Genomic DNA, 25,690 nt, shown 5'->3' with positions numbered 1-25,690 from the left:
TTTTTATGCGTAAAATTAGAAACGCTGCAAAGCTTTTTTAACGAACATTAGATAAAACCACATAAAACAAAACCAAATGTTGAGCACGTATAAGGTAGGCATTCTTAATTTATACGGTAATTTACGGGATGACTTTACGCTTGCGGAAGTCGTCAAAGATGTTCATAAACATTTCTTCGGTATCGACGAATTTGTGAAAGCCTAAACGTCGAGCCGTAGTTCCGTCGGCAAAAAAATCGTAATCCCATGCAAACACGAAATCGCCGAATAGCCAAGAGGATACGTCTTTATAGGAATGCCGAGCAAGCCCATGCTTCTCAATTATTTTGTTCCAAAGCTGCTCCTTGTCCGACAACGTCTAGAGACATCTGCAACGGAGGCGCTGTTTCCATGCCAAAGTATTGAGCGATTTTCGGCTATAACTCATTCCAACGAAACAGGTCGCCGTTCGTAATGTTGAATGCCTGATTCGCACAGCGCTCGTCGGTCGCCGCCCATACTGTTGCCTTTGCGAGAAGCCGCAGACTACAGAAGGACGGAGTGGCGACCAAGTCCAAGCCTTACCCTTATGTCGTTGTTCTAAGAAATCTTGCTGATTAAACAGCGGCGGTCTAGGACTTTATTTTCATTGAACATCCATATCGTCAAATTTAAACAAAACTTAAACTTCGTGCCGCCTTGTTCTTAACCTTGGGACGTTATGCTAATTACCGAGGTGAGGAACATGAAAGAAACAGTGATTGAAACGAAGGATTTATTAAAAAAATACCGTGGCCGGGCTGCGGTGGAAAATTTAAATTTGAACATCCGCAAGGGAGAGATCTATGGCTTTCTTGGCCCAAACGGGGCAGGGAAAACAACAACAATTCGTATGCTGCTTGGACTGATCACTCCAACATCAGGAAGGATTGAAGTCTTCGGCCAGGATCTTCGCAAGCATAAACTGCAAATTTTGCGGAAGGTAGGGTCGCTTGTCGAGTCTCCATCCTATTACGGGCACTTAAGCGCTGTGGATAATCTTGAAGCCATCCGGCGTATCCTTGGTGCTCCGAAGTCACGGATTGCTGAGGTGCTTGATATTGTTTCCTTAACAGGGGAAGAAAAACGTCCAGTTAAAGGGTTCTCCCTCGGGATGAAGCAGAGACTAGGTATTGCTGCTGCCTTGCTCGGGGAACCGGAGCTGCTTATTCTGGATGAGCCGACGAACGGACTTGACCCGTCAGGGATTCAGGAAATTCGCGGACTGATTAAACGATTGCCGCAGGAGCAAGGGATTACCGTCGTAGTATCCAGTCACTTGCTTAGTGAAATTGAGCAAATGGCGGATACCGTAGGGATCATTCGTCAAGGGCAAATGGTGTACCAAGATAGTATAACGAATCTGCAGCGGCAAGCCGGGGGAGAAATGCGGTTAGCAGTCTCGGACCCGGAGGCCGCGCTGCGTCTTGCTGAAGAACGGGGGTACACAGGGATACTTCAAGACCAAAAGCTAGTCTTCTCCCGGATGATCGATGCAAGAGTTGCCTTGCTAGTCAAAGCCTTGGTAGAGAATGGGCATGCTATTTATCGTGTAGAGGAGCGGAGACAATCACTTGAGGACTTCTTCCTGCAGGTTGTAGGAGGAGAGGAATCATGATGTGGCGGGCACTGTCGGCGGATTGGCTCAAAATCCGTGGCAAGGGACTCTGGTTTCTAGTGTTTCTTGGACCGCTTGGACTTGTAGCCATGCAAGGCTTGAACTTCGGCCTTCGTTATGATTATCTTCGCGAGCAGTATAGTGCGGATTTATGGGGAGGGCTTCTGAACAATGTAGCTGCATTTGTGCCCATTGCTCTTTTTCTTGGAGGGACCTTAGTATGCTCGTTGATTGCAAATGTAGAACATCAGATGAGCTCGTGGAAGCAGCTCTTGGCACTACCTATCTCACGTACTTCAGTATTTATGGCTAAGCTGGTGTTATGTTTGGTGCTAGTGGCGGTTTCTTGTTTGCTGCTCTCGGTGGGTACAGTTGGTTTAGGGCTTGTTTTGGGCTTCAAGGTCGAACTGATTCCGTATTTGGATGTGTTACGAATTGGCTTTATGTCCTATATTGCAGCGTTGCCGGTTATCGCTTTGCAGCTGTGGCTTTCTCTGGCTAACCGTAATCAGACATTGCCAGTTGCTCTTGGAATAACCTTATCTCTGGTGTCTATCTTCTCCATGTTACTTTCGGAGTGGGTTCCTTTAACATGGCCATATATGGCTTGGGAATCTTCGCATCGTCTCTTATTTAGCGGCGCAGGGTTGCTGCTGGGGCTGCTGATTCTTTTGCCGGGTGCACTGCACTTCGCACGAAAGGATGTGGATTAACGATGAATTCATTTTGGAGAGTGTTGTCGGCAGAACGATTAAAAATGTCTAAATCATATGTCTGGCTTTTAGTTATAGGCAGTCCGATTTTAGCATTGCTTCCCGGGGCATTGGCAGATAATCAAGGGGAGAAGATGAGTTGGGAACTGTTGTTAAATGTGATGTCCATGATGCATGCCTTGCTGTTTCTACCTGTGCTCTCGGGTATTTTCGCAGCGCTGATCTGTCGTTATGAGCATCATGACGGAGGCTGGAAGATGTTGCTGTCTCTGCCTGTGACTCGGTTATCAGTGTACCTCTCAAAATATGTGATGATTATCGGATTGCTGGCTGCGGTTCAACTAACGTTCCTGGTGATGGTGCTGGGAATGGGTTTATTCCGAAATATTCCGGATTCAATCCCTTGGTCGCTGCTGCTTAGCTCGGTATTTGGCGGCTTTATTGCCTGTCTGCCACTCGCTGCACTGCAGCTGGCTATCTCTCAAGGCTGGAGCAGTTTTGGCGCACCGCTGGCGCTTAATGTGAGTCTGACCATTCCTAATATGCTGATCGCCAATTCTTCAACCTATGGCCCCTATTATCCTTGGGTACAACCGATGTTGGCTATGATGCCGTATGGTGATGACACGTTTGGGGCTTTTAATTTACCGTTCGAAACGCTGATGATGGTAGTGGGCGGTAGTTTTATTGTGTTTTTTGCGGCAGGACTACTCTCCTTTTATCGTAAAGCGGTCTGATTTACAGCGATTCTTATAAACGCCTTCTCCATGGACATCCAGAGCTGGTTTTCATATAATTGAGGAAAACAATCAGCATAGCTGACTAGCTGGTGGAGGAGGCGATAGCATGGAGCCAACGGCATTAGAAGATTGCGATAACACATGCAAGGGTTCGGAGCTTGAACCGGAATCCATTGCATTGATTCTGCCTGACCGAGAAATAACGGATAAAATGGCAGAGATGTTCAAAGCGTTGGGTGATCCAACACGAGTGCGGCTCATTTACGCTTTGTCCCAGAAAGAATTATGTGTACACGATTTGTCCGTGATCCTTGATATGGGACAATCTGCGATATCCCATCAGCTCCGTTATTTACGCAATTTACGAATTGTGAAGCGTCGTAAAGAAGGAAAGACGGTATTCTATTCGCTCAACGATGCGCATGTAGAGCAGATTTTTCTGCAGACGCATGAACATGTCCGTCATGAATAGCTGTACTTTTCAAAAAAGAGCGGTTCTCCGATTATTGGAGAACCGCTCTTTTGCGTTAACTAGATTGATTTAGGTTGCTCGATAGGGTTGGTTTTCTAAAGGATAGAGCCAGCCAGAGACAATGCACAGCGAGTACGAGAAGGATGAATAGATCGATCCCCATATATTCGCTTGTATTATCATTTCCAACAAACTGAATCAGATTATGTACAAAATGAAACAATATCAGCGGTAGAATATTATTATTTTTCAGCATCAATAAAGAAAGCACAAAACCGATCAGAAGAGAATATACGAGCTGTAGGAGGATTTGTGTCATGTCTGTACCGGATAAAGCATTAAGCAAGTGGGTAATAGAGAAGAGTATGCTTGAAGTAATCACAGCCGTTTTAGCGCCCTTAGTGAGTAAAGTCTTGAAAATCAATCCGCGGTAAATACTTTCTTCCACAAATGCTACAAGCAGGGTGAAGAAGATAAAGAACAACACCTCAGACGTACTGATCTCACGAAAACCTTTAAAGGATATGGTGATCAGGACGACAGCTAGAGGTGCGTAATAGATCCACTTCCCAGAGGAAATGGTATTCAGAGGACGGAAGCCAAGATCACTCCATTTGTTCTTAACCGTGAAGTAGATGATCAGTACAAGCGCGATTGGAATAAAGGAGATCAGTACAGGGGCGGTGTACGAAAGCTCTTTAATTGTAGCGTAAGTCCCGGCGGCAGATACAGCTAGAAGTAACAGCACCTCAATAATAACAACGGTCCAAACAGGGTGTTTCTGTGAAAAAGAAGACGTCTTGGCTAGCTTTGACATGGTCTACATTCATCCTTCCTTCTGTGTAATTTAGTTGCCAATTCATCTCGGGTGCGATCATACATGATTTACCATATTTTCGCGAAAAGATCAATTTATTTAATTTTTATGAGAGCGGAGAAAAATGGTGTATATGACGTATTGACCTTCAAAAATAAAGGGAATATAATAGCAATAAGAAAACATATGAACAAGTGCTCATATATGGTTTTTATTTGAGGAGATGTGCCGTATGGATACAATGCAAGGAAAAGTAAAACGTCAGTGGGAATTAGAAGGCTTAGATTGCGCTAATTGCGCAAGGAAAATCGAAGATAAAGTGAAGAAAATTGAGGGCGTATCGTCTTGTTCCGTTAATTTTGTTACGAAGACAATGACGATGGAAACCGCCGCAGGTTATGAGGAATCGGCGATTGTAGAAGCAAAGAAAACGGTGAAGGCACTTGAGCCCCATGTAAATGTAAGAGAGAAGACTCAGGGCAGTCGCAAGCTGCAGAATAACAGTAGTCATACGCATGGAGAGGATCACAAACATGGCCATGAACACGATCATCAGGCTGCAGACGGACATAAGCATGATGATGCGAATAGTCACAGCCATGGCCACAGCCACGAGCATGGGGAAGGCGATACGCGTAAGATTCTACTGCGGTTAGGTGGTGGTGGGATACTCGCGCTTGCCGGAATATTCTTACCGGTGGAGGGTGTAGTAGAACTGCTGATTTTCTTAGCAGCCTATCTCATTGTGGGTAGTGAAGTTGTCTGGCAGGCGGTTAATAACATTATCAGGGGCCAGGTATTTGATGAGAATTTCTTGATGGCTCTTGCAACCATCGGTGCTTTTGCGATTGGTGAGTATCCAGAGGGCGTAGCGGTTATGCTCTTTTACCAAATCGGAGAGTTGTTCCAAGGTCTAGCAGTAAACCGTTCACGTCGATCTATCACGGCACTTATGGATATCCGTCCCGAATTTGCTTACCTTAAGCTTGGAAATGATCTAAAACGAGTCTCTCCTGAGGAAGTAGCGATCGGTGATGTGATTGTTGTGAAACCGGGTGAGAAGGTACCTCTGGACGGAACGATCCTTGAGGGAAGCGCCATGATGGATACATCAGCACTTACCGGGGAGTCTGTACCGCGTTCGGCTGGACCGGGAAGCACAGTATTAAGTGGATTTATTAATCGGAACGGCGTTATTACGATGCAAGTTACACAGACCTTTGGTGAATCAGCCGTATCCAAAATTCTGGAGTTGGTACAGAATGCTTCAAGCAACAAAGCCAAAACAGAGAACTTTATTACTAAGTTTGCACGGGCTTACACACCTATAGTAGTGATCACAGCTGTGCTGCTAGCTGTGGTTCCTCCGCTAGTGATTAGCGGGGCAACCTTCTCAGATTGGATTTACCGGGCGCTTGTATTCCTCGTAATCTCCTGTCCATGTGCGCTTGTGGTCTCGATTCCACTTGGTTTCTTCGGAGGGATTGGAGCAGCTTCACGCAGTGGTATTCTGATTAAAGGAAGCAACTATCTTGAAGCGTTGAATGATGTGAAAGTAGTTGTCTTTGATAAGACCGGAACGTTGACTAAGGGGCAATTTAAGGTTACAGGAATTTATCCGTCAGGTGGCAAGTCTAAGGATGAATTGCTGCAGACAGCTGCTTATGCGGAGAGCCATTCGAATCATCCGATTGCCGAATCGATTAGGGCGGCTTATGGAGAACAGATTTCTAAGGAAGCGATCTCGAATTACAACGAAATCTCCGGTCATGGAATCGAGGTTTCGATTGAAGGCAAGACCGTACTTGCAGGTAACGCGCGTCTGATGGAGCGAGAGGGCATAGCTTATGAGGTGCCAGCGCAAAGCGGTACAGTTGTTCACATCGCGGTGGATCATCAGTATGGGGGTTATCTGGTGATTGCTGATGAAGTGAAGGAGGACTCGCAGCAGGCTATTCAGAGCCTCAAGAAGCTTGGCATCCGTAAAACGGTGATGTTAACTGGCGATGCTTCATCTGTAGCTGAAGATGTTGGGAAGCAGTTAGGTGTAGATGAGGTTCACGCGGAGCTTTTGCCGCAGCATAAGGTAGAGGCCATCGAGAAGCTGGATCGTGAAAAGTCACATCGCGAGAAAATTATTTTTGTCGGTGATGGAATTAACGATACCCCAGTACTAGCTAGAGCAGATGTTGGAATCGCAATGGGCGGACTGGGCTCCGATGCTGCGATTGAAGCGGCAGATATCGTAATTATGACCGATGAACCTTCGAAGATTCCTGTTGCTATCGGAATTGCCAAGCGTACACGGATGATCGTATGGCAAAATATTATTTTCGCTTTAGGTGTTAAAGCTATATTTCTTATACTCGGCGCATTTGGGATTGCCACGATGTGGGAGGCTGTATTCTCAGATGTTGGGGTAACCGTGCTGGCTGTACTGAACAGTATCCGAGCATTAAAGGTTAAAGATCAAGGATAAAAAAATCGCTCTTTAGGGTATTGGTGTTATCTACCGATCCCCAAAGAGCGGTTTTTCTGTTTGCAGGAGATTAAATGCTGTCTTCCAAGTGTAGGCTCTCAATGCCTGAGCGAACAATGCTGCAGGAGGCGTTGAATTTCTCCGCTTCTTCGGTGTTTAGGTTAAGCTCCAGTAGTTCTTGAATTCCAGTGTTGCCAATAATGGCAGGTACGCCGGTACATATACCACTTTGCCTGTACTCTCCATCCAGAATTGCGGATACGGCAATGATCTTATGCTCATCATTCAGAATGGAACGAGTAATGTAAGCCAGTGCGCTGCCAATACCGAAATGTGTGGAGCCTTTTTTAGTGAATATCTCCCAGCCCGCATCTTTGGTCTTGCGGGAGATGTCCTCCAGATCCAGATGCTGGAACCGCTCACGATGCTGATCCATAATTTGCAGGATGGGCTTACCGCCAATCGTCACATGTGACCAAGCTACAAACTGGGATTCACCATGTTCTCCAAGTGCGTAGCCGTTTACGCTGCGTGGATCGATGGAGAAAACATCAGATAGTAGTGTCTTTAGGCGCGAGGAGTCAATGGAGGTTCCTGTACCAATAATTCTGTGGCGAGGCAGCCCTGATATTTTCCATACCATATAAGTGACAATATCGACTGGATTAGCGGCGACTACGAATATTCCATCGAATCCCCCAGCCATAATGTTGGTAATAATTTCTCTAGTAATGACTGCAGAGGCTTCCAGGACGTCAAGTCTTGTCTGCCCTGCCTTTGGATTAGCGCCGGCGGTTAAGATAACTACATCCATTCCTGCGCAGTCGCTATGGGTTCCGGCATACACCTTGGTGCGTGTGCTTGTGAAATCCATGCAGTGTGAGAGATCAAGTGCTTGTGCCATAGCGCGGTCATAGGTGCGGTCGATCATCATGATCTCGTCGCAAATTGCCTGATTGACCATGGAGTAGGCGCAGCTGGAACCGACCATCCCGGCACCGACGATGGCAACTTTTCTTGATTTACTTTTCAATTGCCTTGACCTCGCTTTCTATTGTTAGTTATGCATATATTTTAACGTATCCCTCCACAAGTTACCTAACATCGGACACGGAAAAATGTTTTTTCCTACAAGGTATTCATCCACGTAAGAAGCCATCTCAATCGTATGAATTGAAATGGCTTCTTAGAATAACAATATATACTTATGACTGTAAGGACTGTGCCTCCGAGGAGGTCATAGCTTTATAACGTTTGTACATAAAGAATCTCCAGTGAAGAATCATTCCGAAGGCTAAGATGAAGAATAATCCACCGGACTGAGGGATACTGACATAACTATTAATAAATTCATGAAGTAAGGTGCGAACTAAAAGGAGTCCGAGCAGAATGAAAGCAAAGCTCTTAGAACGCTGAGCATAAATTTGTCCATCCCGTTGTTCGAAGTTTGTGCTGCGTATTAGAGGATACGCGAAGATGAACCAGCCAATCAAAAAGGCGAGTGCTGCCCACCATAAAGGAAACCTAACTTCAGGTACAACGAACATGGCAAAGCCAGTCGACATCCCGAGAGGTGGAATCCATATTTTTCGAATGGTAACCGGACGTGCGCTAGCTTTTAGACGAATAAAAATAACCATTAGCGCCATGAGCAAGGTCCCTATAGTGGAGCCGATATGTAGGAGTGAGGGGTTAATGCTACCCATGATTCACGACCTCTCTATGATTTGAGTCACTTGTATCTTCATTATAACAGAAAAACGATGGCAGAACATTGAAGTGTAGCCACTTATGGAGGTAGTAGCTCCGTGAAAAGCACTGCCTATTACTTTAAATAGAAAGAGGCCGAAAACACCAAATAGCAGGTCAAGGTAGTTAACCTTGACCTGCTATTTTTTTAATAATATAAGTAGTCCAATAATTATTGGTTCAGCCTAAGCTTATGAACGGCTACGTCCATTTGTTGAGCGAAGAATAAGGCTGACGATGAAGATCAGAACAACGGCCCCGATCAAAGAAGGGAAGAAATAGAAATCACTTACTTTAGGTCCCCAACTTCCCAGAAGCACGCCACCGAGCCATGAACCGATAATACCTGCGATAATGTTACCAATTACCCCGCCTGGAATATCTCTGCCCATAATCAGACCCGCTAACCAACCAATGATCCCACCAACAATTAACATCCATAAAAAACTCATGTTACTTCAACTCCTTCGTTTTGTTGTTTTCGATGTCTACTATTAACCTTGCCAATCATGTTTAAACCACTTGTAAAAACTTACTACTGCCGGGAGAGTTAGGAAATGGCTTCAAAATTGAACTCGATAATGTATTACAACTATAAACATGCTATAGTGAAAAAATATTATAAAATACTGAGTGAGTTGCTATCAGTAAAGGGTAATTAAGAAGTAAATACAATTTATACAAACAAAGGAGTCGCTACTATGGAACGGCCTAATGAGGTATTGTTTTATGTGGGAACGTACAACCCTGAAGGTGAGGAAGCTATTCTACTATGCTCACTTAGTCCTTCATCAGGGGAAATGAAGATTCTTGAGGGTACTAAGGGCATCGAGAATCCATCGTTTTTAGCAGTAAACAGCACAGGCAGCGTGCTCTATGCGGTTAGTGAGAAGGATGAGGGTGAGGTCTATGCTTTTGCTATTGATCCTGTTACTAAAGCGCTGAGTCCACTTGGAAGTCGTCCTACGGAAGGTGGCGCTCCTTGTTATGTCTCGATCAGTCCTAAGCAAGATTACATATTCGTCTCTAATTATTCCGGTGGCAATGCCAACGTATTTCCTGTAAATGAGGATGGTTCGCTTCAGGTCATGTCTGATCAAGTGAAACATGTAGGTTCAGGAATTCGTGAAGACCGTCAGGAAGCTCCGCATCCACACTCCGTCATTCCGGATGGAAGTGGCAAGCATATACTGGTTTGCGACTTGGGACTGGATCAAATCCTGATTTATCGCCTTGAAGAAGGTAAGCTGTCTAAGCATCGGGAGATTAATCTTCCACCAGGTTCAGGCCCACGCCATCTGGCGGTACACCCTTCAGGACAATGGATTTATCTGGCGAATGAACTAAACTGTACCGTAACGGTATTTGCTAATGATGAGCAGAATGGAAACCTCAGCATTTTACAGCATGTCAGCACGCTTCCAGAGCAATATAATGCGGGGAGTGATGATACAGCTTCCGATATTCATGTATCGCCATGTGGTAAATTCTTGTATGTCTCAAACCGGGGACAAGATAGTATCGCCTTGTTCCATATTGAGGGTTCAACAGGTCATCTTGAAGCGGTAGATTGGCAGGTTACAGGCGGACGTACTCCGCGTAATTTCGCCATTATTGGTGGCAAGCTGCTCGCTGCGAATCAAAATAGTGATATTATTACTTCGTTCTCCATCGATAGTGACAGTGGCAGATTAATTCCTACAGGGAACGAGCTGAAGATAAAGACACCGGTCTGTATTCAAGCCGTGTAGGCTGGGAATAGGTTATTGTATGTTTCAATATTAGAGGCTATTCCCCCAAATTCATCAAAATAAAAGGCCTTCCAATCAGCTGTACATGTGCTGAGGGGAAGGCCTTAAATGGTATAATTGCAAGTTACCTTAAAACATATTTCGAATTCCTAGATCGTAAAAGCCGATGTCATCTAGCATGATTTTATCTCCCTCGGCTTCAAGGTAGAAGGTGATTTCCGTCAGGTTCTCAGGCTCTAGCTCAGGTTCTTCCTCTTGAAACTGTTCGAACGGCATCTCATAGGTCTGAAATACAGCTTCGGATAGATCACCGTACTTCCCATCATTAATCCGTTCTTCAAGCCATGGGAATAACGTGAACTGAGTTTGCGGAAGTGGAAGAATATCCATTACCTCACTTAACGGCAAGCGTGCTGAGGTATCATTTTTGTCGGTTAACTCAACCTCTACATTGGGAGGTAGCGGAATACTTGGTTCATCTTTGATATCACCATTGAGGTTTGCTAAGGAAAATGTAAGGCCATCTGCGTCTGAAAGGGCCATTTCAGTAACAACACTGTCTTTAAGCTTAATGTTGTAATAAGCTTCCTCGTCTTTTTTGGCTGTGCGTTCAAGAACGACACCATATGTGGCTTTGCTCTTCGATTCACGATCCTTCGCGAGCTCTTCCGACCAGGATAATCCGGATGCTTCTGCTGATCCGAGATTAACGGTATTCTTGTTGCGGTCCTCGTCAAATGTGGCTACTGGCCGATATCGCCCATCCTGGAATCGATTGTAGTAAGTGGTCTCCGGTAGCCATTTCAGTCCGCTGCGGTAATCCCGGAACAAGCTCTGGTATTCGTCTTTTTCATGCAAAGTGGTCTCCAGAAAAGCTGACACATACACTTTAGCGATTTGCCGCTGCTTGTCTGCATCCATAATTTGCGCTCGATTTAAAAAGAGGCCAGCAGGTAATGTCTGATCATACGCGCCCCAATCGCTGTTGAATTGACTGTGATTGGCGTCCGCAATATACAGCGAGCTTTTGAAAGCAGAGGACCCTTGGGAATAGGATGTACGTATATACTGCCGATCACCATAGAAATCATGTACATCCCCATCACGAGCCCCTTGCAGAGTCAAATAATTGACATCCTTGAGACGGGCTTGCTGATCGTCTATCGTTTTGTCCGTAGGGGCAAGGGCGACCACAGAGGCTATATTAAAACGATCTACTGCCTTCATAACGGGATCATTTTTGAACCAACGTTCGGCGTCTGCTGCCATAGCAACAGCTTGTCCTCCACGGCTATGGCCGAGCAGGGCGGTTTTTGTGAAATCTATTTTTTGATAAAAAGGATTGTCTGGTTCATCCGAGAAAGCTGCTAGCTGTTCCAGGTGTTTCAGAATGATCCAGGTCCGTACTTTGAAATCATTGTCCGGAATACCGGACCAAGCAGAATAGTTCAGGAAATTCTCATCCAGGGAAATTGCGATAAACCCCCGGCTGGCCAAGAGTTCACCGAGATAAGCGTACCCTCCATCAGAGTAATCTTCCATCATATGATTTCCGTGCACCATCAGAACTACCGGATAGGGACCTTCGCCCTCAGGCATCCATACTCGGCCGTTCAGTGGAAGTGCATTATAATCGAAACCCCAGAATAAAGTGCGGAGTTTTGACCAATCCTTAATATAAGCAGAAGCATCTACTGTAGAAGAGATCACATTGGTATCCTTGCCGTATTCGGTCCGATGCAGATCCTTACCGCTGGCATAAGTGAAGGTCTGATAGGCTTGATTGCCAGGTTGTGACGGACTTGCGGCTGTCAATGGAATCACATCAGAATCACTGATATCAATGGGTTCCAAAGTAGGTATTTCCTGCACTCCATTTGCCAGAGCAAGTTGGGAAAAAGTTACCGTAATGGTAAGCAGAAGTCCCATGGTTATTCTTTTGCTGCGCAGCAGACCGATGGCTAATCCGCCCAATGCACCTAATACTGATAGTAGAACAGCAATGAGAACCGCAGCTTCAATCTCAAAATCTGCGTAATATAAGATTAGTAGAATCGCTCCAAGATCGCTCAATACACAGCCTGCGAATAGTCGTGGGATGCGCAGTCCGGTCAACGCGATCAGTACAGCAATGATATTACTGGCAATGGCCAGAAGAATGGTACTCGTACCTGCAGCAAGTGCAATATCAGTTGGCACCCCTAATCCAGTGGGTATACCTAATACGGCAGTGGTGAAGGCCAAAAAGCAAACGATCCAAAGACCAGCGATTGCTGTCCTCCAGACCGTTGTATCATAACGGTAAGTTCCCCTAATCCTTCGACTAATTTCTTGAGACATTCTCCTATGAAGCCGTGGTCTTATCGGCGCAGGGACGTACTCTAAATCCATACCCATGATTCTCACTCCCGACATTAAGCGGTAATTTCTCTAGACCATAAGCTGTAGCAATAATATTACTTTATAGCATCAATAACAAGTGGATCTTACAGGAACCCACACCATTGCCTGTATAGCGTGGGATTTGAAAGATTCCTTTGTCATTGGTTGGAAAAAAAGGTTTGACACGGTTAAAGGGTTTCAGTATTATATCCATATAAACCAACTAAGTAGATAGGAATAATTGAAGAAAGTTCTTACCGTACAGACGGAGGAACGCCTGCATAGGCTCGCAGACACGTGTCATAGGACCGGTTTGACCTGCCATACGTGGGCTTTCCTCCGTTCTTTTTGTTACCCACAGGAAAGAAATGAAGGCAAGAAAAACATGGGGGAGTGGAAAAGATGAAGAAAAAGATGAATAAAGGGCTACTTGTAGGATTTAGCTTGTTGCTGACGGCAGGGCTTACTGCTGCTTGTGGCAGCAATAACAACAACGGCAATAGTGCTAGTTCGGCAACAGACGCACCAGCAACAACCAATTCAGCGGAGGCCACAAATGCGGCTGAAGCAACAAAAACTCCATCTAAAGATCCAGTAGAACTACTAAATGTATCTTATGACCCTACTCGCGAATTGTACGAGAATTATAATAAAGCTTTTGCTGCCTATTGGGAGAAAGAAACAGGACAAAAGGTCACGATTAAGCAATCCCACGGTGGATCGGGGAAACAAAGCCGTGCTGTACTTGATGGTCTGGAAGCGGATGTTGTGACATTAGCACTTGGTTATGATATTGATGCCTTGCAGGAAAAGGGACTTATTAATGAAGGCTGGCAAAGTAAATTTGATCATAACAGTTCACCGTACACCTCGACGATCGTATTCTTAGTACGCAAAGGAAATCCAAAAGGAATCAAAGATTGGCCGGATTTGCTTAAGGAAGGCGTAGAAGTGATTACACCGAATCCGAAAACATCAGGTGGCGCACGTTGGAACTACTTGGCGGCGTGGGGTTACGCGCTAGACCACAACAATAACGACGAAGCTAAGGCTGAGGAATTTGTAAAAGAATTGTTCAAACATGTTCCGGTGCTGGATACGGGTGCGCGCGGTTCTACGACCACTTTTGTAGAGCGTGGAATTGGCGATGTGCTGATTGCATGGGAGAATGAAGCTTACCTTTCTGTAGAAGAGCTTGGTCCAGATAAATTCGATATCGTAAATCCATCTGAGAGCATTCTGGCTGAACCGCCGGTAGCAATAGTAGATAAGGTTGTGGATAAAAGAAATACGCGTGAAGTGTCCGAGGCTTACTTGAAGTATCTCTATACGGAGGAAGGACAAAAAATCGCGGCTGAGAACTACTACCGTCCAACGCTAGAAAGCGTGAAAGAACAATATAAAGATAAGTTCCCGGAAATAAAGCTCTTCACATTGGCTGATAAATTCGGAACCTGGAAAGAAACGCAAGAGAAGCATTTTAACGATGGCGGGATCTTTGACAAGATCTATGTGCCGGGTGCTAAATAACAGATTAATAAAACGAAAATTATATTTTTTTCTTTAAGAGATTTGTCCCTAGTAAGGGGCTGATCGGCTAACCTGCCGAAGGCGAGAAAGGATGAATAGGGGATGAATGTCACCGCAACGACTACAGCTGTATCGGCGACAACGCGGCGAAAGATACTACCCGGTTTTGGGATAACGATGGGGTACAGCGTACTTTACCTGAGTCTCGTGGTACTCTTGCCACTTTCAGCATTGTTGTTCAATTCTACTGGGCTGAGCTGGGCGAAATTCTGGGATGTAGCTACCGATCCGCGTGTATTGGCTTCGTATCGTGTCAGCCTGTCTACGGCAGCGGCTGCTGCTTTTGTGGATGCTATTCTAGGTCTCTTGCTGGCGTGGGTACTAGTGCGTTACGAATTTCCGGGCAAAAGAATATTTGATGCGCTGATCGATCTTCCGTTTGCTTTACCGACAGCTGTAGCTGGTGTCTCCTTGACGGCTCTTTATGCCACAAATGGCTGGATCGGGGCGTGGCTTGAGCCACTAGGATTAAAGGTGGCATTTACTCCGCTTGGCATTACCCTTGCCTTAATGTTCATCGGGATACCGTTCGTCGTGCGAACGGTACAGCCGGTGCTGGAGGATTTGGACCGAGATATGGAGGAAGCCTCGGCAACCCTCGGTGCAGGCCGCTGGAGAACCTTTCGTTCAGTAGTACTGCCTGAGCTGTTTCCGCCGTTGTTAACCGGCTTTGCTTTGGCATTTGCCCGTGGTATTGGTGAATTCGGCTCCGTCGTGTTCATCTCCGGTAATATGCCGATGAGAACGGAGATTGCGCCTTTGCTTATTATGTCCAAACTGGAGCAGTATGATTACGCTGGTGCTACTGCCGTTGCGTTGCTCCTGCTGCTCATTTCCTTCTTAATGCTGTTAGTTATTAATACGCTCCAGCGTTGGGTGCGTAAGACTTCTCGGTAAGTCTTTCGGTTTTAATCTCTATATTGCAAGTATTTAATTTGGAAGTTTTGTTTTGCTGAGCGATTCTTAGCGAAGCTATACCCTAACAGGTAAATGACGACTTTATTTTACGAAGCATACTTGCTTCCGTAAAATGTAGAATCTTTAGGCGAATTGAGGAGTCGCAGAGTGAATTTGCTTTTAGAGGAGCGATAGCGATCTCGAAGTTTTGAACTCAGATAACTGGTAAGAAAGGAACGGAGAGGAATATTGGAACTGTAGAAGCGTTAGCGTTCGCCTTTATCCTCGGATTTCTACCGCGGACAGCGGTTCAAATCAGGAAATCTGAGGATAACAGCGATCGGAAGTCCAATATTCCTTGGAGTGACCCATTACCAGTAATCTTGTTTGAACCATTCCAGCCGCCCGATAACTCCCAAATTCACTCGAAGACACTTCACATCTACCGAAATACGGCATTTTTCAGAAGCTAATCATGCTTTCGTAAAACCCTTTAAAGGAGGAATAACTTGTGGCAGGCACCATCCCACTCCAAGCCCCCCGGCTACAGAAGAATAAATCCTCGCCAGCGACAACGGAAACCAAGGCTGTAAAATGGGTGTTGATCGGAGCTGCTGGACTAGTCCTTTTTTGGCTGATTGCTCTGCCTTTGGTTGTCGTGCTGACAGAGGCGCTGAAAAAAGGCTGGGACGTATATATAGCTGCTCTAACTGATCCAGATGCCCGTTCCGCACTGAGGCTGACGCTTCTTGTTGCAGCGATCACTGTACCACTGAATACCTTTTTTGGCGTAGCGGCTGCATGGGCAGTAACCAAGTTTCGTTTTCGCGGCAAAGGGTTTCTCATTACCTTGATTGATCTCCCCTTTGCAGTATCGCCTGTCATCGGCGGTCTGATTTTTGTACTCGTCTTTGGAGCTAACGGATGGTTTGGTCCTTGGCTGAGCGTCCATGATATCAAGATCGTATTTGCGCTTCCAGGTATCGTGCTGGCCACGCTGTTTGTGACCTTTCCCTTTGTGGCACGTGAGTTGATTCCACTGATGGAGGATCAGGGGACGCAGGAGGAAGAGGCAGCGATTACCCTCGGAGCACATGGGTGGCAAATCTTTTTCAGAGTCACGCTTCCTAATATTAAATGGGGCTTATTGTACGGCATTATTTTGTGTAATGCGCGGGCCATGGGCGAGTTCGGCGCAGTTTCTGTGGTGTCCGGCCATATACGTGGAGAGACGAATACATTGCCGCTGCATGTTGAGATTTTGTACAATGAATATCAATTTTCAGCCTCTTTTGCAGTAGCTTCACTGCTCCTGTTGTTGGCTTTGGTGACGATGATTATTAAAAGCTGGTTATCACGAAAAAATGCCCATTGACAGTACTTTTGGTTCCGTGCTAAGTTAATTCATAGTATACGGGTTGGTAATAACGGAATTGTGGAATTTAGGCGGATATAATCCTTTGGATGGGGAAAGGGAGGCTAGAGAATGGCTAAACCGCTGAAAGTGGATGATTTATGGCTTACGCGGATTGCAGGGCTTCTGGATGATATGGAATTTGGCTCCTTGCACATCGTGGTGCATGAAGGTCAGATTGTTCAGATGGAGCGTACGGAACGCAAACGTTTTGAGAATGGCAATGGCAACGCAAATGGGCGTTACATTAATGAGAGTGGAACCCGGCGGGCCGATTCCCAATCGGCAGGACGTTGATACAATCCCGGGCAATCATAAAGGTATATATCATATTTAAGAATAAACGCTAATAACCCACTCCTGAATAGGGGCGGGTTATTTTTCTGACGATTTAGGTGCTCTTATTAATAACGATTTGCCTGACGTGAAGAGGAAATCCCTTCAACCAACAGTACGAGCGCAGTTATGCCATGCATGATCCAACCTAAGAGTGGGATAAACGCTAAAATCGAGGTGATAATGCCTAGAACATTCCCTACGATGGGTTTCCGCTCTCTTTGCAGGATTACAATGGCTACAGCGTGGAGCAAAAAGGCAACGGCAAGTGGGACCCAACCATTCGCTATAATAAAGAGACCGCCGAGGACAGGCAGAGCCAGAAAAGCCTCATACACACACGTTCCCCATTTAAACAGCTTTGCTACAGGAGACATTATGCCACCAACCTTTTTAGAATATTGTTATAAATACTATTCCACACAGTGAGTAATAGGATTCAAGAATATAATACTTACCACTTTGGTGGATGTGTATGAATTTTGGGAATGGACGGTATTTTCATATTCATATATAGTGTGAGTTAGATATTTCCAAAAGAGTGTAAAGATATACGCTCACCCAATAAGGATACAAATTTTACTATTGGGTGATTTCTCAATTTATAAAGGAATCATCAAGGGGAGATCACATTGCTTAGAAAATCCTTTTTCACAAAACTACTTATCGCTTATCTGGTTATTATATTCGCTTACACTATGATTGCTGTCTGCCTTTCTTTTTTTAAGGACAGCCAAAACATGCGATCGGAATTAAGCCAGAAGCAGCAGAATTTTCTCATGCAATCGCGCGACAAAATTGACACGAAACTCGGTGTTTCTTTCAATTTAATTACACAATTGAGATTAGATGATCATGTTGTTAAATTTGCTGAAAAAGATCGCGATTACTATGAGATCACACAAGCTTCTTATGCACTGAAAAATCATATAGATGCATTCTCTGAATTCGGCTATAGCATCGATTTAATGAAGACTAACGACGATTTGGTTATTACGCCGCAAATTTCGTCGGATAGAAGACGCTATATGGAAGATATGGGAATCACTAATGAGGATTTGGCACAATTAGGTACAGATAGCACGAGTCCAAACATAACGATATCGAGCAGCCAAAATATAACGTCGACAAACAATGAAAGCGCATCCATACGGATCGTTAATCCGGAACGGGTAGGAATAGGGAATTCATTATTTTTTGTTGTCTCATTTTTTGAACAATTGCTGCTGCCACCCCTATCACCTGATGCGCAAGAAGCTTTTGCCATTATCGAGAATGGTCGATACGTAACGCTTAAATCAAGCTTTGACGATAAACGGGAAAAGCAATTGCTTGCCTATCCACTGGCACAACTGGATGAACAGGCAACCGTGGATTATAAGAAGCTATCCAATGATAAATTCGATTTCCATTTAATCCGCTCGAATACAATGCCGCAATGGTCGTATATGTATGTTACACAGAACTACTCTTTGGTGGACTCCTTTTCCCCCAATTTAAAAGGGACTGTACTTTTATTAGCCATTCTTATCTTTGTGGGACTTGCGTTCGCCTATACAGTTTCCAGGCGCATGTACCGGCCTGTGAGTCATCTCGTCGGATTGTTCAAGAGCTACGGTGAGCCTGCGGGAGCAGACGAATTCGCTTTCTTGAACGAGACAGCGACGAGTATAAGTCAAGCTAATGAACAGATGAAATCCGCGCTACATGAGCACAAGCTTTCGATGAGAGACAAGTTCCTGCGGGATTTGCTCCATGGACTCGTTCCACCTGAGAAGGTGGATGACCTGCTAAATGCACATCAACTGCAAAGCCTTTCTAGCAACTTGAGCGTTTGTGTGATTTCATTCTCGAACGCTAAGGAATTGGAGGAGCAATATTCGAAAGATGCGATTCTTACGATAAAATCAAAGACTTCCATGATTATTCATGAGCAGTTAAAAGTTCATTTCCCTTGTGAGCTGCTTGATCACGATTTCACCAAATTTGTCTTTATAATCAGTGAATCCGATACGGAATCCATTCAGAAGAAGCTCATGAAAGCGATGGTTCAAATCGAGGACGCACATGCATACGGATTGACTGCAGCAGTAGGTCAGCCCGTAGCCTCTGCTGGCGAAATTGACCGCTCCTTTATCCAGGCGCTTGATATTCTGAAGAGGAGATCGGCAGTGGACAAGACCTCCGTCATTACTTATAAACAACTCAGTCAAGTTCAGATGGTTAGCTATTATTATCCTATCGATACGGAACGAGAGCTGATCAGCTATGTGATTCGCGGCAAGCGGGAGAATGCTTTAAATACGCTAAACCGCCTGCTATCGGAAAATCTGGAGCAAAGGCAGTTAACCAGGCAGCAGCTCGACCAGTTCAGCCTGCTTGTGTTGGCTACGCTGAGTCGAATTATACAGCAGTTGAATATGCCTTTCGAAGAGTTCGTTCAAGCTCATAAGGAATCTCTGGACATCGTACAGCACGGCGAATCGAAGGAGCTGATGGTCTCCGCCATTACTTTCTTGTTCGGTGCCATGATGGATACGATTGATCAGCAGAATGAAATGATGGATAACAGTACGGTAAAGCGGATGATTGAATATATTCATGATAACTACAATAGGGATTTATCGCTTAGCATGATAGCGGAGGAGTTTAACTTCTCTCCTGGTTATGTCAGTATCGCTTTCAAAAATCATTCCGGAGAAAATTTTAAAGATTACTTGAATTTTTATCGTGTGCAGCAAGCTAAAGAAATTATGCGTCAGCAGAAAGATATCAAAATTGGAGATTTAGCAATAATGGTCGGGTGCAACAATGCCAACACGTTTATTCGCATGTTCCGCAAGTATGAAGGATTAGCTCCTGGCCAATACGCAAAGAAGCTTAACGAGAAGCAATAAGGCTCAATTTAACAAAATCGTTGATTCAAAAAAGCCGCCTAGCCTAAGCCAGGCGGCTTTTCTATGCTCGAAGGACGTTTCACGAAAAAATGTTGATACATAAAATAATGCACATTATGAGTCCAGACATAAAGAGTTGATGCTAGATGAAATAATGGCGATAGACAGCGCTTACATTCATTCCTATAGTTTAAATTGCAACGCTGACCTTTCAATTGGGAGCGCTCCTGAGGGGATCAGCTAAACATCGTTGCGAGAGGAGAAGAGAGTGCTGCTTAACTTTAAGGAAATAAAAACCAACCTGATCAGAGACCGTTATCTTTATCTACTCCTGATACCGTTTCTGGCTTGGTATATCATCTTTGCGTATAAGCCAATGTACGGCCTGCAAATCGCCTTTAAGGATTTCAGTGTATATAAAGGAATTGAAGCGAGTCCCTGGGTTGGATTTGAACACTTCGAGACCTTTTTTAAAAGTCCATATTTCTGGAGGCTATTAAAAAACACAGTATTGCTCAGTTTGTATCAATTGCTGTTCGCGTTTCCTGTGCCGATTATCCTCGCTTTGTTATTTAACGAATTGAAGAATGGAGTATTCAAAGCAACGGTGCAGACCTTCACGTACTTACCCCATTTTATTTCGGTCGTTGTCGTAGCTGGGATTGTTACTAACTTTTTGGCTCCTAGCAACGGCATTATCAATATCCTGATCGAAATGATGGGAGGAGAAAAGCAATACTTTCTGACCAATCCCGATTATTTCCGTACGATTTTTATCGGGTCCATGGATATTTGGAAGGAAGCGGGATTTGGTACCATCATCTATATAGCTGCATTGTCCGGTGTCAATCCGGCTTTGTATGAAGCAGCGGTTATCGATGGAGCTAATAAATGGAAGCAAATGTGGCATATCACGCTTCCCGCCATCATTCCGACGATCGCAATCATGCTTGTCATGAAGGTGGGCTCCATGTTGGAAGTAGGCTATGAGGCGATCATTCTTCTGTATCAGCCAGCCACCTATGAGACGGCCGACGTTATTAACACCTACGTGTACCGGTCCGGTTTACAGGATGCACGTTACGACCTGGCGACAGCGGTGGGACTGTTCAATGCCGTCGTTGGATTTATTCTAGTCGTATTTGCCAACAAGATGAGCAAGAAGTTAACAGAGACTGGATTATGGTAGGTGATGGAAGATGAAAAAAACCAGAGGCGAAAAGCTGTTCTATATCTTTAACTGTGTATTTCTTGGAATAATCGCTTTGCTTGCATTATATCCGTTTGTCTATGTCTTATCCGCATCCATCAGTTCCTCTGATGCGGTCGTTACCGGCAAGGTGATCTTGCTGCCGCGCGATATTAACTTTGACTCCTATGCAAAGGTATTATCGGAAAAAGGGATTTGGATTGCCTATTTAAACACGTTTTATTACACCATATTCGGCGTAATCGTCAATTTAATTCTCACCGTTTGCGGTGCCTATGCCCTGTCCAAGAAACGGGTTATGGGGCGCACGGCCATCAGCTTCTTTATTGCGCTGACGATGTGGTTCCAACCGGGCATGATTCCGATGTATCTCAATTTCCGAGATTTGAACATGCTTGACAACAGGTTTACGATAATTATTGGTTTCGCAATTACGACCTTCTATGTCTTCCTCATGAGAACGTTCTTTCAGAGTATTCCGGAGGAACTCGAGGAAGCGGCAAAGGTTGACGGAGCAAATGATCTGACGATCTTATGGAAGGTGTATCTCCCGCTGTCCAAAGCTTCACTTGTGACGATCGGATTATTCTATGCGGTGCACCGCTGGAACGGCTATTTCTGGACAATGATCCTACTGAGCGACGAGAGTAAGGTACCGCTACAAGTCTTGCTAAAGAAACTCATCGTAGAAATGAACGTGAGCGACGAGATGGGGAATATGGCGGTATATTCTAAGGAAACGATCATTTATGCGACTATCATCGTCTCTATTATTCCGATTGTTGCAGCGTATCCCTTCATTCAGAAATATTTCGTCAAAGGAACCATGATCGGCTCGGTCAAAGGATAGTTGGCTGCTTAAATTTTTTATATGAAATCAAGAAACCAATAATTGGAGGTTGTGAATGTGGGTAACAAAAAATGGATGAAATCATCTGCAATAATCATGATGTCAGTCGGTATGCTGCTAGCAGGCTGTAGTAACAATAACGCTCCGCAAAATAGTGGAAGCGCGGCGAATGATTCAAAAGAGGCAGAGGCAAACCCTCTATCTGGGCATCTGATCGTTAAAGACCCGCTTGAACTGACGATCCACATGCACTACTCAGATAAGTTTATATTCGACGATAACTGGCCCGTCTTCAAAGAAGCGGAAGCCATGACCAATATTAAGTTGAAGGGAACCGCATCTAAAACCTCGACGAATAGCAAAGAACTGTTCAATACAATGATGGCATCCGGGAAAATTCCGGATCTGGTTCATCATCAAATTAAGGAGCAGTATGACAGTCTGGGGATTGAAGGGGCCTTTCTTGAGCTAGATGGATTGATCGAAGAACATGCCCCGAACATTAAAAAGTTCTTTTCCGAACATCCAGATGCAGCCAAATATATGAAAGCCTATAACGGTAAAACGTATTTCCTTAACTTTACTCCGGATGGGCCGGCTGCCAAGGGCTGGTTTGTACGCCAGGATTGGCTGGATAAATTGGGACTTGAGCAGCCGAAAACGGTAGATGAGCTGTATGCGCTATTGAAAGCTTTCAAAGAAAAAGATCCGAACGGTAACGGATTAGACGATGAAATTCCATACTTCAGCCGGACGAAGCTGGATGGAATTTACGATCTGCTGATTCAGTGGGGCGTGCGTGGCGGTGCCGATGCGGCTAAACGTGGATTTTATGCGGATAATGGTGTCGTCAAGTACGGTATGTATGAGCCAGGATATAAGACGGCCATTGAAAATATTGCGAAGTGGTATAAGGAAGGTTTAATCGACAAAGAAATCTTCACCCGCGGAGCGAAAGCGCGCGACATTTTGCTCGCGGATAATGTCGGTGGGATCACACACGACTGGTTCGCAAGCACGGCTAATTTCAATGACATTCTTGCACCTAAGATTTCAGGCTTCTCTTTTGTTCCAATGACGCCTCCAGCGAATACCGAGGGTAAAGTCATCGAAGAGAGCTCCCGCAAAGAGACGCATGCGAGTGGATGGGGAATCTCGGCGGCAACTAAGCATCCCGTCGAAGCGATCAAATATATGGATTTCTGGTTCTCCGAGGAGGGCCGGAGGCTGATGAACTTCGGCATCGAAGGAAAGGACTACGATCTCGTGGACGGCAAGCCGAAGTTTAAAGATTCCGTATTGAAAAACAAGGAAAAGACAGTGATTCAACAGCTTCAAGAAGAAGGAGGCCAGATCGAACTGGCTTTCCATCAAGACTACGCTTACGAAGAACAATGGACAAGTGAGACTGCATTGAAAGGCATCAAGGAATACATTGATAATGGCTATATTATGGAGGCTTACCCACCGATTTCGTATACGGATGAGGAACGGACTAAATTTGAGGAGTTAAATGCTGGCGTGCTGACTTATGTGGAGGAAAAACTTCAGAGATGGGTGCTCGGTGTGGAACCGATCAACGATGAAACATTCAGTAAGTATATTAAGGAATTGGAAGACTTAGGGATCAAGGATTTGCTTGCTTTAGAGCAAGGTGCATATGACCGTTACATGAAATAGCTGGAGTCGCTCCTTCCGGAGTCTTGATGATTTCGGAGGGGGCATTTCGAATCCGAAATAACATAATGGAGATGAATAAATGAATCTGCAATCATTGCTGAAAGAGCCGATGTCTACGACGGAGCTGTTAGCTAACTTGCGATCACGGCTTGAGCCGATGGACGAGAAAGCCGCCTATATCGCAGCACATATGCCTGATCACGTGCGTGAGACTATCGCGAATGCTGAATTCGCCTATCAAGGAATGATCATGCTTCCTGGCACAGGGGGAGTCAGGGAGTTTGTCGGGAATCCGCCTAGCTGGCTAGAGCGCAGACATAATGACAATGAATATTTATGGCAGCTGAACCGCATGACGCATTGGCAGGATTTGCTGGAAGCCTACTCGCTCACCAAGGACGCGAAATACGGACTCAAGGTCATCGATGAAATGCTGGACTGGATCGAAACAGTCACTATTCCCGAGGACTTACTCGATAAGCCGATTGGCTATTTTACGGAATGCCATCCGCTGAGGGTTTTGGAGATTGGTATCCGGGGCTACAAAATTTGGCCGCTTGTCTTGGAGCATCTAGGCCGCTCGGAGCTGTTTACGGAGGCAGTATTAGAGCAGTATTTAACGGTCATTTACAAGCAAGTAAAAGCTTTGCGTAACGTGTCGCCTCAGCTGTGGCCTAAAGCGGATCATAACCATTATTTAATGGAATGTTTGGGCCTTCTGACGACTGCTCTTTACTTTCCCGAGCTGAAAGAAGCTGAGGAATGGAAGGCTTTTGCGATCGAGGGCATCGAAAAGTGCAGCATGGCGCAACTGACAGAGGATGGCGGTCAAATTGAAGGCTGTCCATCGTATCATAATGGCTGCATGTTCTGGTTCGGGCTGGCTGTCGTTCTGGCTAAACGTTTCGATTTTGAGTTCTCTGCGGAGTACATGGAACGGTTCAGAAAGAATTTGGATTACTCGATCTACTCGTTAAGACCAACCGGGAAATGTGTACCTGTCGGAGACTCTTTTGCAAATCCGCTTGCGGTAATGTCTGGCGTTTATGGGTATTATGCCTTGAATGATAGCTCCTGGCTAGGGCTTGCAACGAATTTGATTGATGTACACGAAGTTGTAAGGGAAGCTAGTAAGCATGTATGGAGAGCGCTCGATGTCCGCCAATTTGTGGAGGAGCTGTATTCCTTGCAGGATAGAGAGTTTGTATTGGATAAGCCCACGACATTCTGGAATCGTGCATTGGATCAAGCAATTATCCGCAGTGGCTGGGATTCGAAGGCTCTCAGTTTTTTGTTTACATGTAAAAGCCCGATTCAGAATGCCCATGCCCATATCGATCTGATGAGCTTTGATTTTACGGCGCTTGGAAAAGACATGATTTGCGATCCCGGATTTTTTTGTTATCGGAATGATGAGGACCGTAAGCAGTTTAAGAGCTCGAATTATCACTCTACGCTGCTGATCGATGAGCGAGATCATTTCGAGTATATTAATTCCTTTACATTTGGGCCACAAAAGCCTGGTGGAATCTACAATGTAGAGGATAGAGGCTTCTACCAGCTCGCCAGCGCCAGCCATACAAACTATGATCCGGTTGTCCATCATCGGCATATTTCACTAGTCGATAATCGGTTCATTGTTATTGCAGATCGGGTAGAAGGACTAAATGATCGTAGCGTTCAGCGTTATTTCCATCTGGATTTTGTCGAGGTGAAAGAGAGCCTAGGCGGCGTGATTGCGACTAGCGATATTGCAAATCTGGCGATTGCGACAAGCCATACGGGGAAATTGGATCTTCTGGAGGGAAGGCTGTCCGATGAGACCGATATCTCAAGGCCTTCGACAAGGATCCGCTTTCAGGATAGGTACAGCGGTACTATGACTTTCTTGACCGTGCTTATTCCTTTTCAAGGGGGGCAACAGCCTGCCGTTCAGATTATTGAAGAAGAGGAAGGTGTATTTAGCTTCGAGCTTGGAGATCAGTACTTGGTTTCGATAAACGAAAGAGATATGCACATAAGCAAACGGGCTTGAAAAGGGTGGACCCTTAGAAAGTTAAAAATAGGAGTGAGCAGA

Annotated in this window: 21 protein-coding genes and 1 pseudogene; 15 read left to right on the top strand and 7 right to left on the bottom strand. The window is 45.1% G+C overall.

The genetic code is table 11. The features are described 5' to 3' along the window. Nucleotides 1–121: 121 nt before the first annotated feature. Nucleotides 122–610, bottom strand: a pseudogene (locus MKY52_RS07015) (NAD-dependent dehydratase); the annotation flags it as partial. A 114-nt stretch (nt 611–724) separates the two neighbouring features. Between MKY52_RS07015 and MKY52_RS07010 the strand changes: the two are divergent. From MKY52_RS07010 to MKY52_RS06995, 4 genes are all read left to right on the top strand, one after another. Next, the gene (locus MKY52_RS07010) at nt 725–1,636 is read left to right on the top strand and encodes an ABC transporter ATP-binding protein (protein ID WP_042184378.1); all 912 of its coding nucleotides are present in this window, start codon (nt 725–727) and stop codon (nt 1,634–1,636) included. Further along, entirely contained in the window at nt 1,633–2,349 is a 717-nt protein-coding gene (locus MKY52_RS07005; protein WP_076285176.1) for an ABC transporter permease, read from the top strand. Before MKY52_RS07010 ends, MKY52_RS07005 begins: the two co-directional genes overlap by 4 nt. A 2-nt stretch (nt 2,350–2,351) precedes the next feature. Next, nucleotides 2,352–3,086, top strand: coding sequence for an ABC transporter permease (locus MKY52_RS07000; protein ID WP_341050620.1), 735 nt, complete (start codon nt 2,352–2,354; stop codon nt 3,084–3,086). Between the two features lie 109 nt (nt 3,087–3,195). After that, on the top strand, nt 3,196–3,561 hold the full coding sequence (locus tag MKY52_RS06995) for an ArsR/SmtB family transcription factor (RefSeq protein ID WP_042184384.1): 366 nt from the start codon (nt 3,196–3,198) through the stop codon (nt 3,559–3,561). 55 nt (nt 3,562–3,616) lie between these two features. Here MKY52_RS06995 and MKY52_RS06990 read toward each other — a convergent pair whose 3' ends face one another. Then, nucleotides 3,617–4,378 carry a CPBP family intramembrane glutamic endopeptidase gene (locus MKY52_RS06990; RefSeq protein ID WP_341050618.1) on the bottom strand — a complete coding sequence of 254 codons (762 nt, stop codon included), beginning with the start codon at nt 4,376–4,378 and terminating at the stop codon, nt 3,617–3,619. 232 nt (nt 4,379–4,610) lie between these two features. On the opposite strand from MKY52_RS06990, the gene MKY52_RS06985 reads away from it, so the two are divergent. Next, on the top strand, nt 4,611–6,857 hold the full coding sequence (locus MKY52_RS06985; RefSeq protein ID WP_341050616.1) for a heavy metal translocating P-type ATPase: 2,247 nt from the start codon (nt 4,611–4,613) through the stop codon (nt 6,855–6,857). Nucleotides 6,858–6,927: 70 nt separating this feature from the next. Here the strand turns inward: MKY52_RS06985 and MKY52_RS06980 are convergent, their stop codons facing one another. The 3 genes from MKY52_RS06980 to MKY52_RS06970 all read right to left on the bottom strand — a co-directional run bounded on the left by MKY52_RS06980 (nt 6,928) and on the right by MKY52_RS06970 (nt 9,058). After that, a complete protein-coding gene (locus MKY52_RS06980; protein WP_341050614.1) occupies nt 6,928–7,890 on the bottom strand; it encodes an L-lactate dehydrogenase in 963 nt (320 codons plus the stop codon). 172 nt (nt 7,891–8,062) lie between these two features. Then, a complete protein-coding gene (locus MKY52_RS06975; RefSeq protein ID WP_042184392.1) occupies nt 8,063–8,563 on the bottom strand; it encodes a CcdC family protein in 501 nt (166 codons plus the stop codon). Nucleotides 8,564–8,797: 234 nt separating this feature from the next. Further along, nucleotides 8,798–9,058 (bottom strand): GlsB/YeaQ/YmgE family stress response membrane protein, encoded by a 261-nt coding sequence (locus MKY52_RS06970; protein ID WP_042184394.1) that lies wholly within the window; start codon nt 9,056–9,058, stop codon nt 8,798–8,800. Between the two features lie 249 nt (nt 9,059–9,307). Here MKY52_RS06970 and MKY52_RS06965 point away from each other — a divergent pair, with 249 nt between their 5' ends. Then, nucleotides 9,308–10,357, top strand: coding sequence for a lactonase family protein (locus MKY52_RS06965; RefSeq protein WP_042184396.1), 1,050 nt, complete (start codon nt 9,308–9,310; stop codon nt 10,355–10,357). Between the two features lie 129 nt (nt 10,358–10,486). Here MKY52_RS06965 and MKY52_RS06960 read toward each other — a convergent pair whose 3' ends face one another. Then, nucleotides 10,487–12,754 carry a poly(ethylene terephthalate) hydrolase family protein gene (locus MKY52_RS06960; RefSeq protein ID WP_341050612.1) on the bottom strand — a complete coding sequence of 756 codons (2,268 nt, stop codon included), beginning with the start codon at nt 12,752–12,754 and terminating at the stop codon, nt 10,487–10,489. A gap of 387 nt (nt 12,755–13,141) precedes the next feature. Between MKY52_RS06960 and MKY52_RS06955 the strand changes: the two genes are divergently transcribed. The 4 genes from MKY52_RS06955 (at nt 13,142) to MKY52_RS06940 (ending at nt 16,937) form a co-directional block, all read left to right on the top strand. Further along, nucleotides 13,142–14,269, top strand: coding sequence for a sulfate ABC transporter substrate-binding protein (locus MKY52_RS06955; RefSeq protein WP_042184400.1), 1,128 nt, complete (start codon nt 13,142–13,144; stop codon nt 14,267–14,269). Nucleotides 14,270–14,371: 102 nt separating this feature from the next. Continuing rightward, the gene (gene cysT, locus MKY52_RS06950) at nt 14,372–15,226 is read left to right on the top strand and encodes a sulfate ABC transporter permease subunit CysT (RefSeq protein WP_076285184.1); all 855 of its coding nucleotides are present in this window, start codon (nt 14,372–14,374) and stop codon (nt 15,224–15,226) included. Between the two features lie 511 nt (nt 15,227–15,737). After that, nucleotides 15,738–16,601, top strand: coding sequence for a sulfate ABC transporter permease subunit CysW (gene cysW, locus MKY52_RS06945; RefSeq protein ID WP_341050610.1), 864 nt, complete (start codon nt 15,738–15,740; stop codon nt 16,599–16,601). A gap of 111 nt (nt 16,602–16,712) precedes the next feature. Further along, nucleotides 16,713–16,937, top strand: coding sequence for a YezD family protein (locus MKY52_RS06940; protein ID WP_042184406.1), 225 nt, complete (start codon nt 16,713–16,715; stop codon nt 16,935–16,937). 107 nt (nt 16,938–17,044) lie between these two features. Here the strand turns inward: MKY52_RS06940 and MKY52_RS06935 are convergent, their stop codons facing one another. Beyond that, nucleotides 17,045–17,353, bottom strand: a complete 309-nt coding sequence (locus MKY52_RS06935; protein ID WP_076285185.1) for a hypothetical protein — start codon at nt 17,351–17,353, stop codon at nt 17,045–17,047. Nucleotides 17,354–17,716: 363 nt separating this feature from the next. Here MKY52_RS06935 and MKY52_RS06930 point away from each other — a divergent pair, with 363 nt between their 5' ends. The 5 genes from MKY52_RS06930 to MKY52_RS06910 all read left to right on the top strand — a co-directional run bounded on the left by MKY52_RS06930 (nt 17,717) and on the right by MKY52_RS06910 (nt 25,648). Then, nucleotides 17,717–19,873 (top strand): helix-turn-helix domain-containing protein, encoded by a 2,157-nt coding sequence (locus tag MKY52_RS06930; RefSeq protein ID WP_341050607.1) that lies wholly within the window; start codon nt 17,717–17,719, stop codon nt 19,871–19,873. 268 nt (nt 19,874–20,141) lie between these two features. Next, the gene (locus MKY52_RS06925; protein ID WP_231573375.1) at nt 20,142–21,062 is read left to right on the top strand and encodes an ABC transporter permease; all 921 of its coding nucleotides are present in this window, start codon (nt 20,142–20,144) and stop codon (nt 21,060–21,062) included. A gap of 10 nt (nt 21,063–21,072) precedes the next feature. After that, nucleotides 21,073–21,933, top strand: coding sequence for a carbohydrate ABC transporter permease (locus MKY52_RS06920; RefSeq protein WP_341050604.1), 861 nt, complete (start codon nt 21,073–21,075; stop codon nt 21,931–21,933). A 57-nt stretch (nt 21,934–21,990) separates the two neighbouring features. After that, complete coding sequence (locus MKY52_RS06915) at nt 21,991–23,613, top strand: extracellular solute-binding protein (protein WP_341050602.1); 1,623 nt, start codon at nt 21,991–21,993, stop codon at nt 23,611–23,613. A 79-nt stretch (nt 23,614–23,692) separates the two neighbouring features. Beyond that, the gene (locus MKY52_RS06910; protein WP_341050600.1) at nt 23,693–25,648 is read left to right on the top strand and encodes an alginate lyase family protein; all 1,956 of its coding nucleotides are present in this window, start codon (nt 23,693–23,695) and stop codon (nt 25,646–25,648) included. Nucleotides 25,649–25,690 lie beyond the last annotated feature (42 nt).

The sequence above is a fragment of the Paenibacillus sp. FSL P4-0184 genome, assembly GCF_038004625.1.
Classification (GTDB): Bacteria; Bacillota; Bacilli; order Paenibacillales; family Paenibacillaceae; genus Paenibacillus_AQ.
Note: the sequence above shows the minus strand (reverse complement) of the source record. Positions and strands in the feature narration are given on the sequence as shown.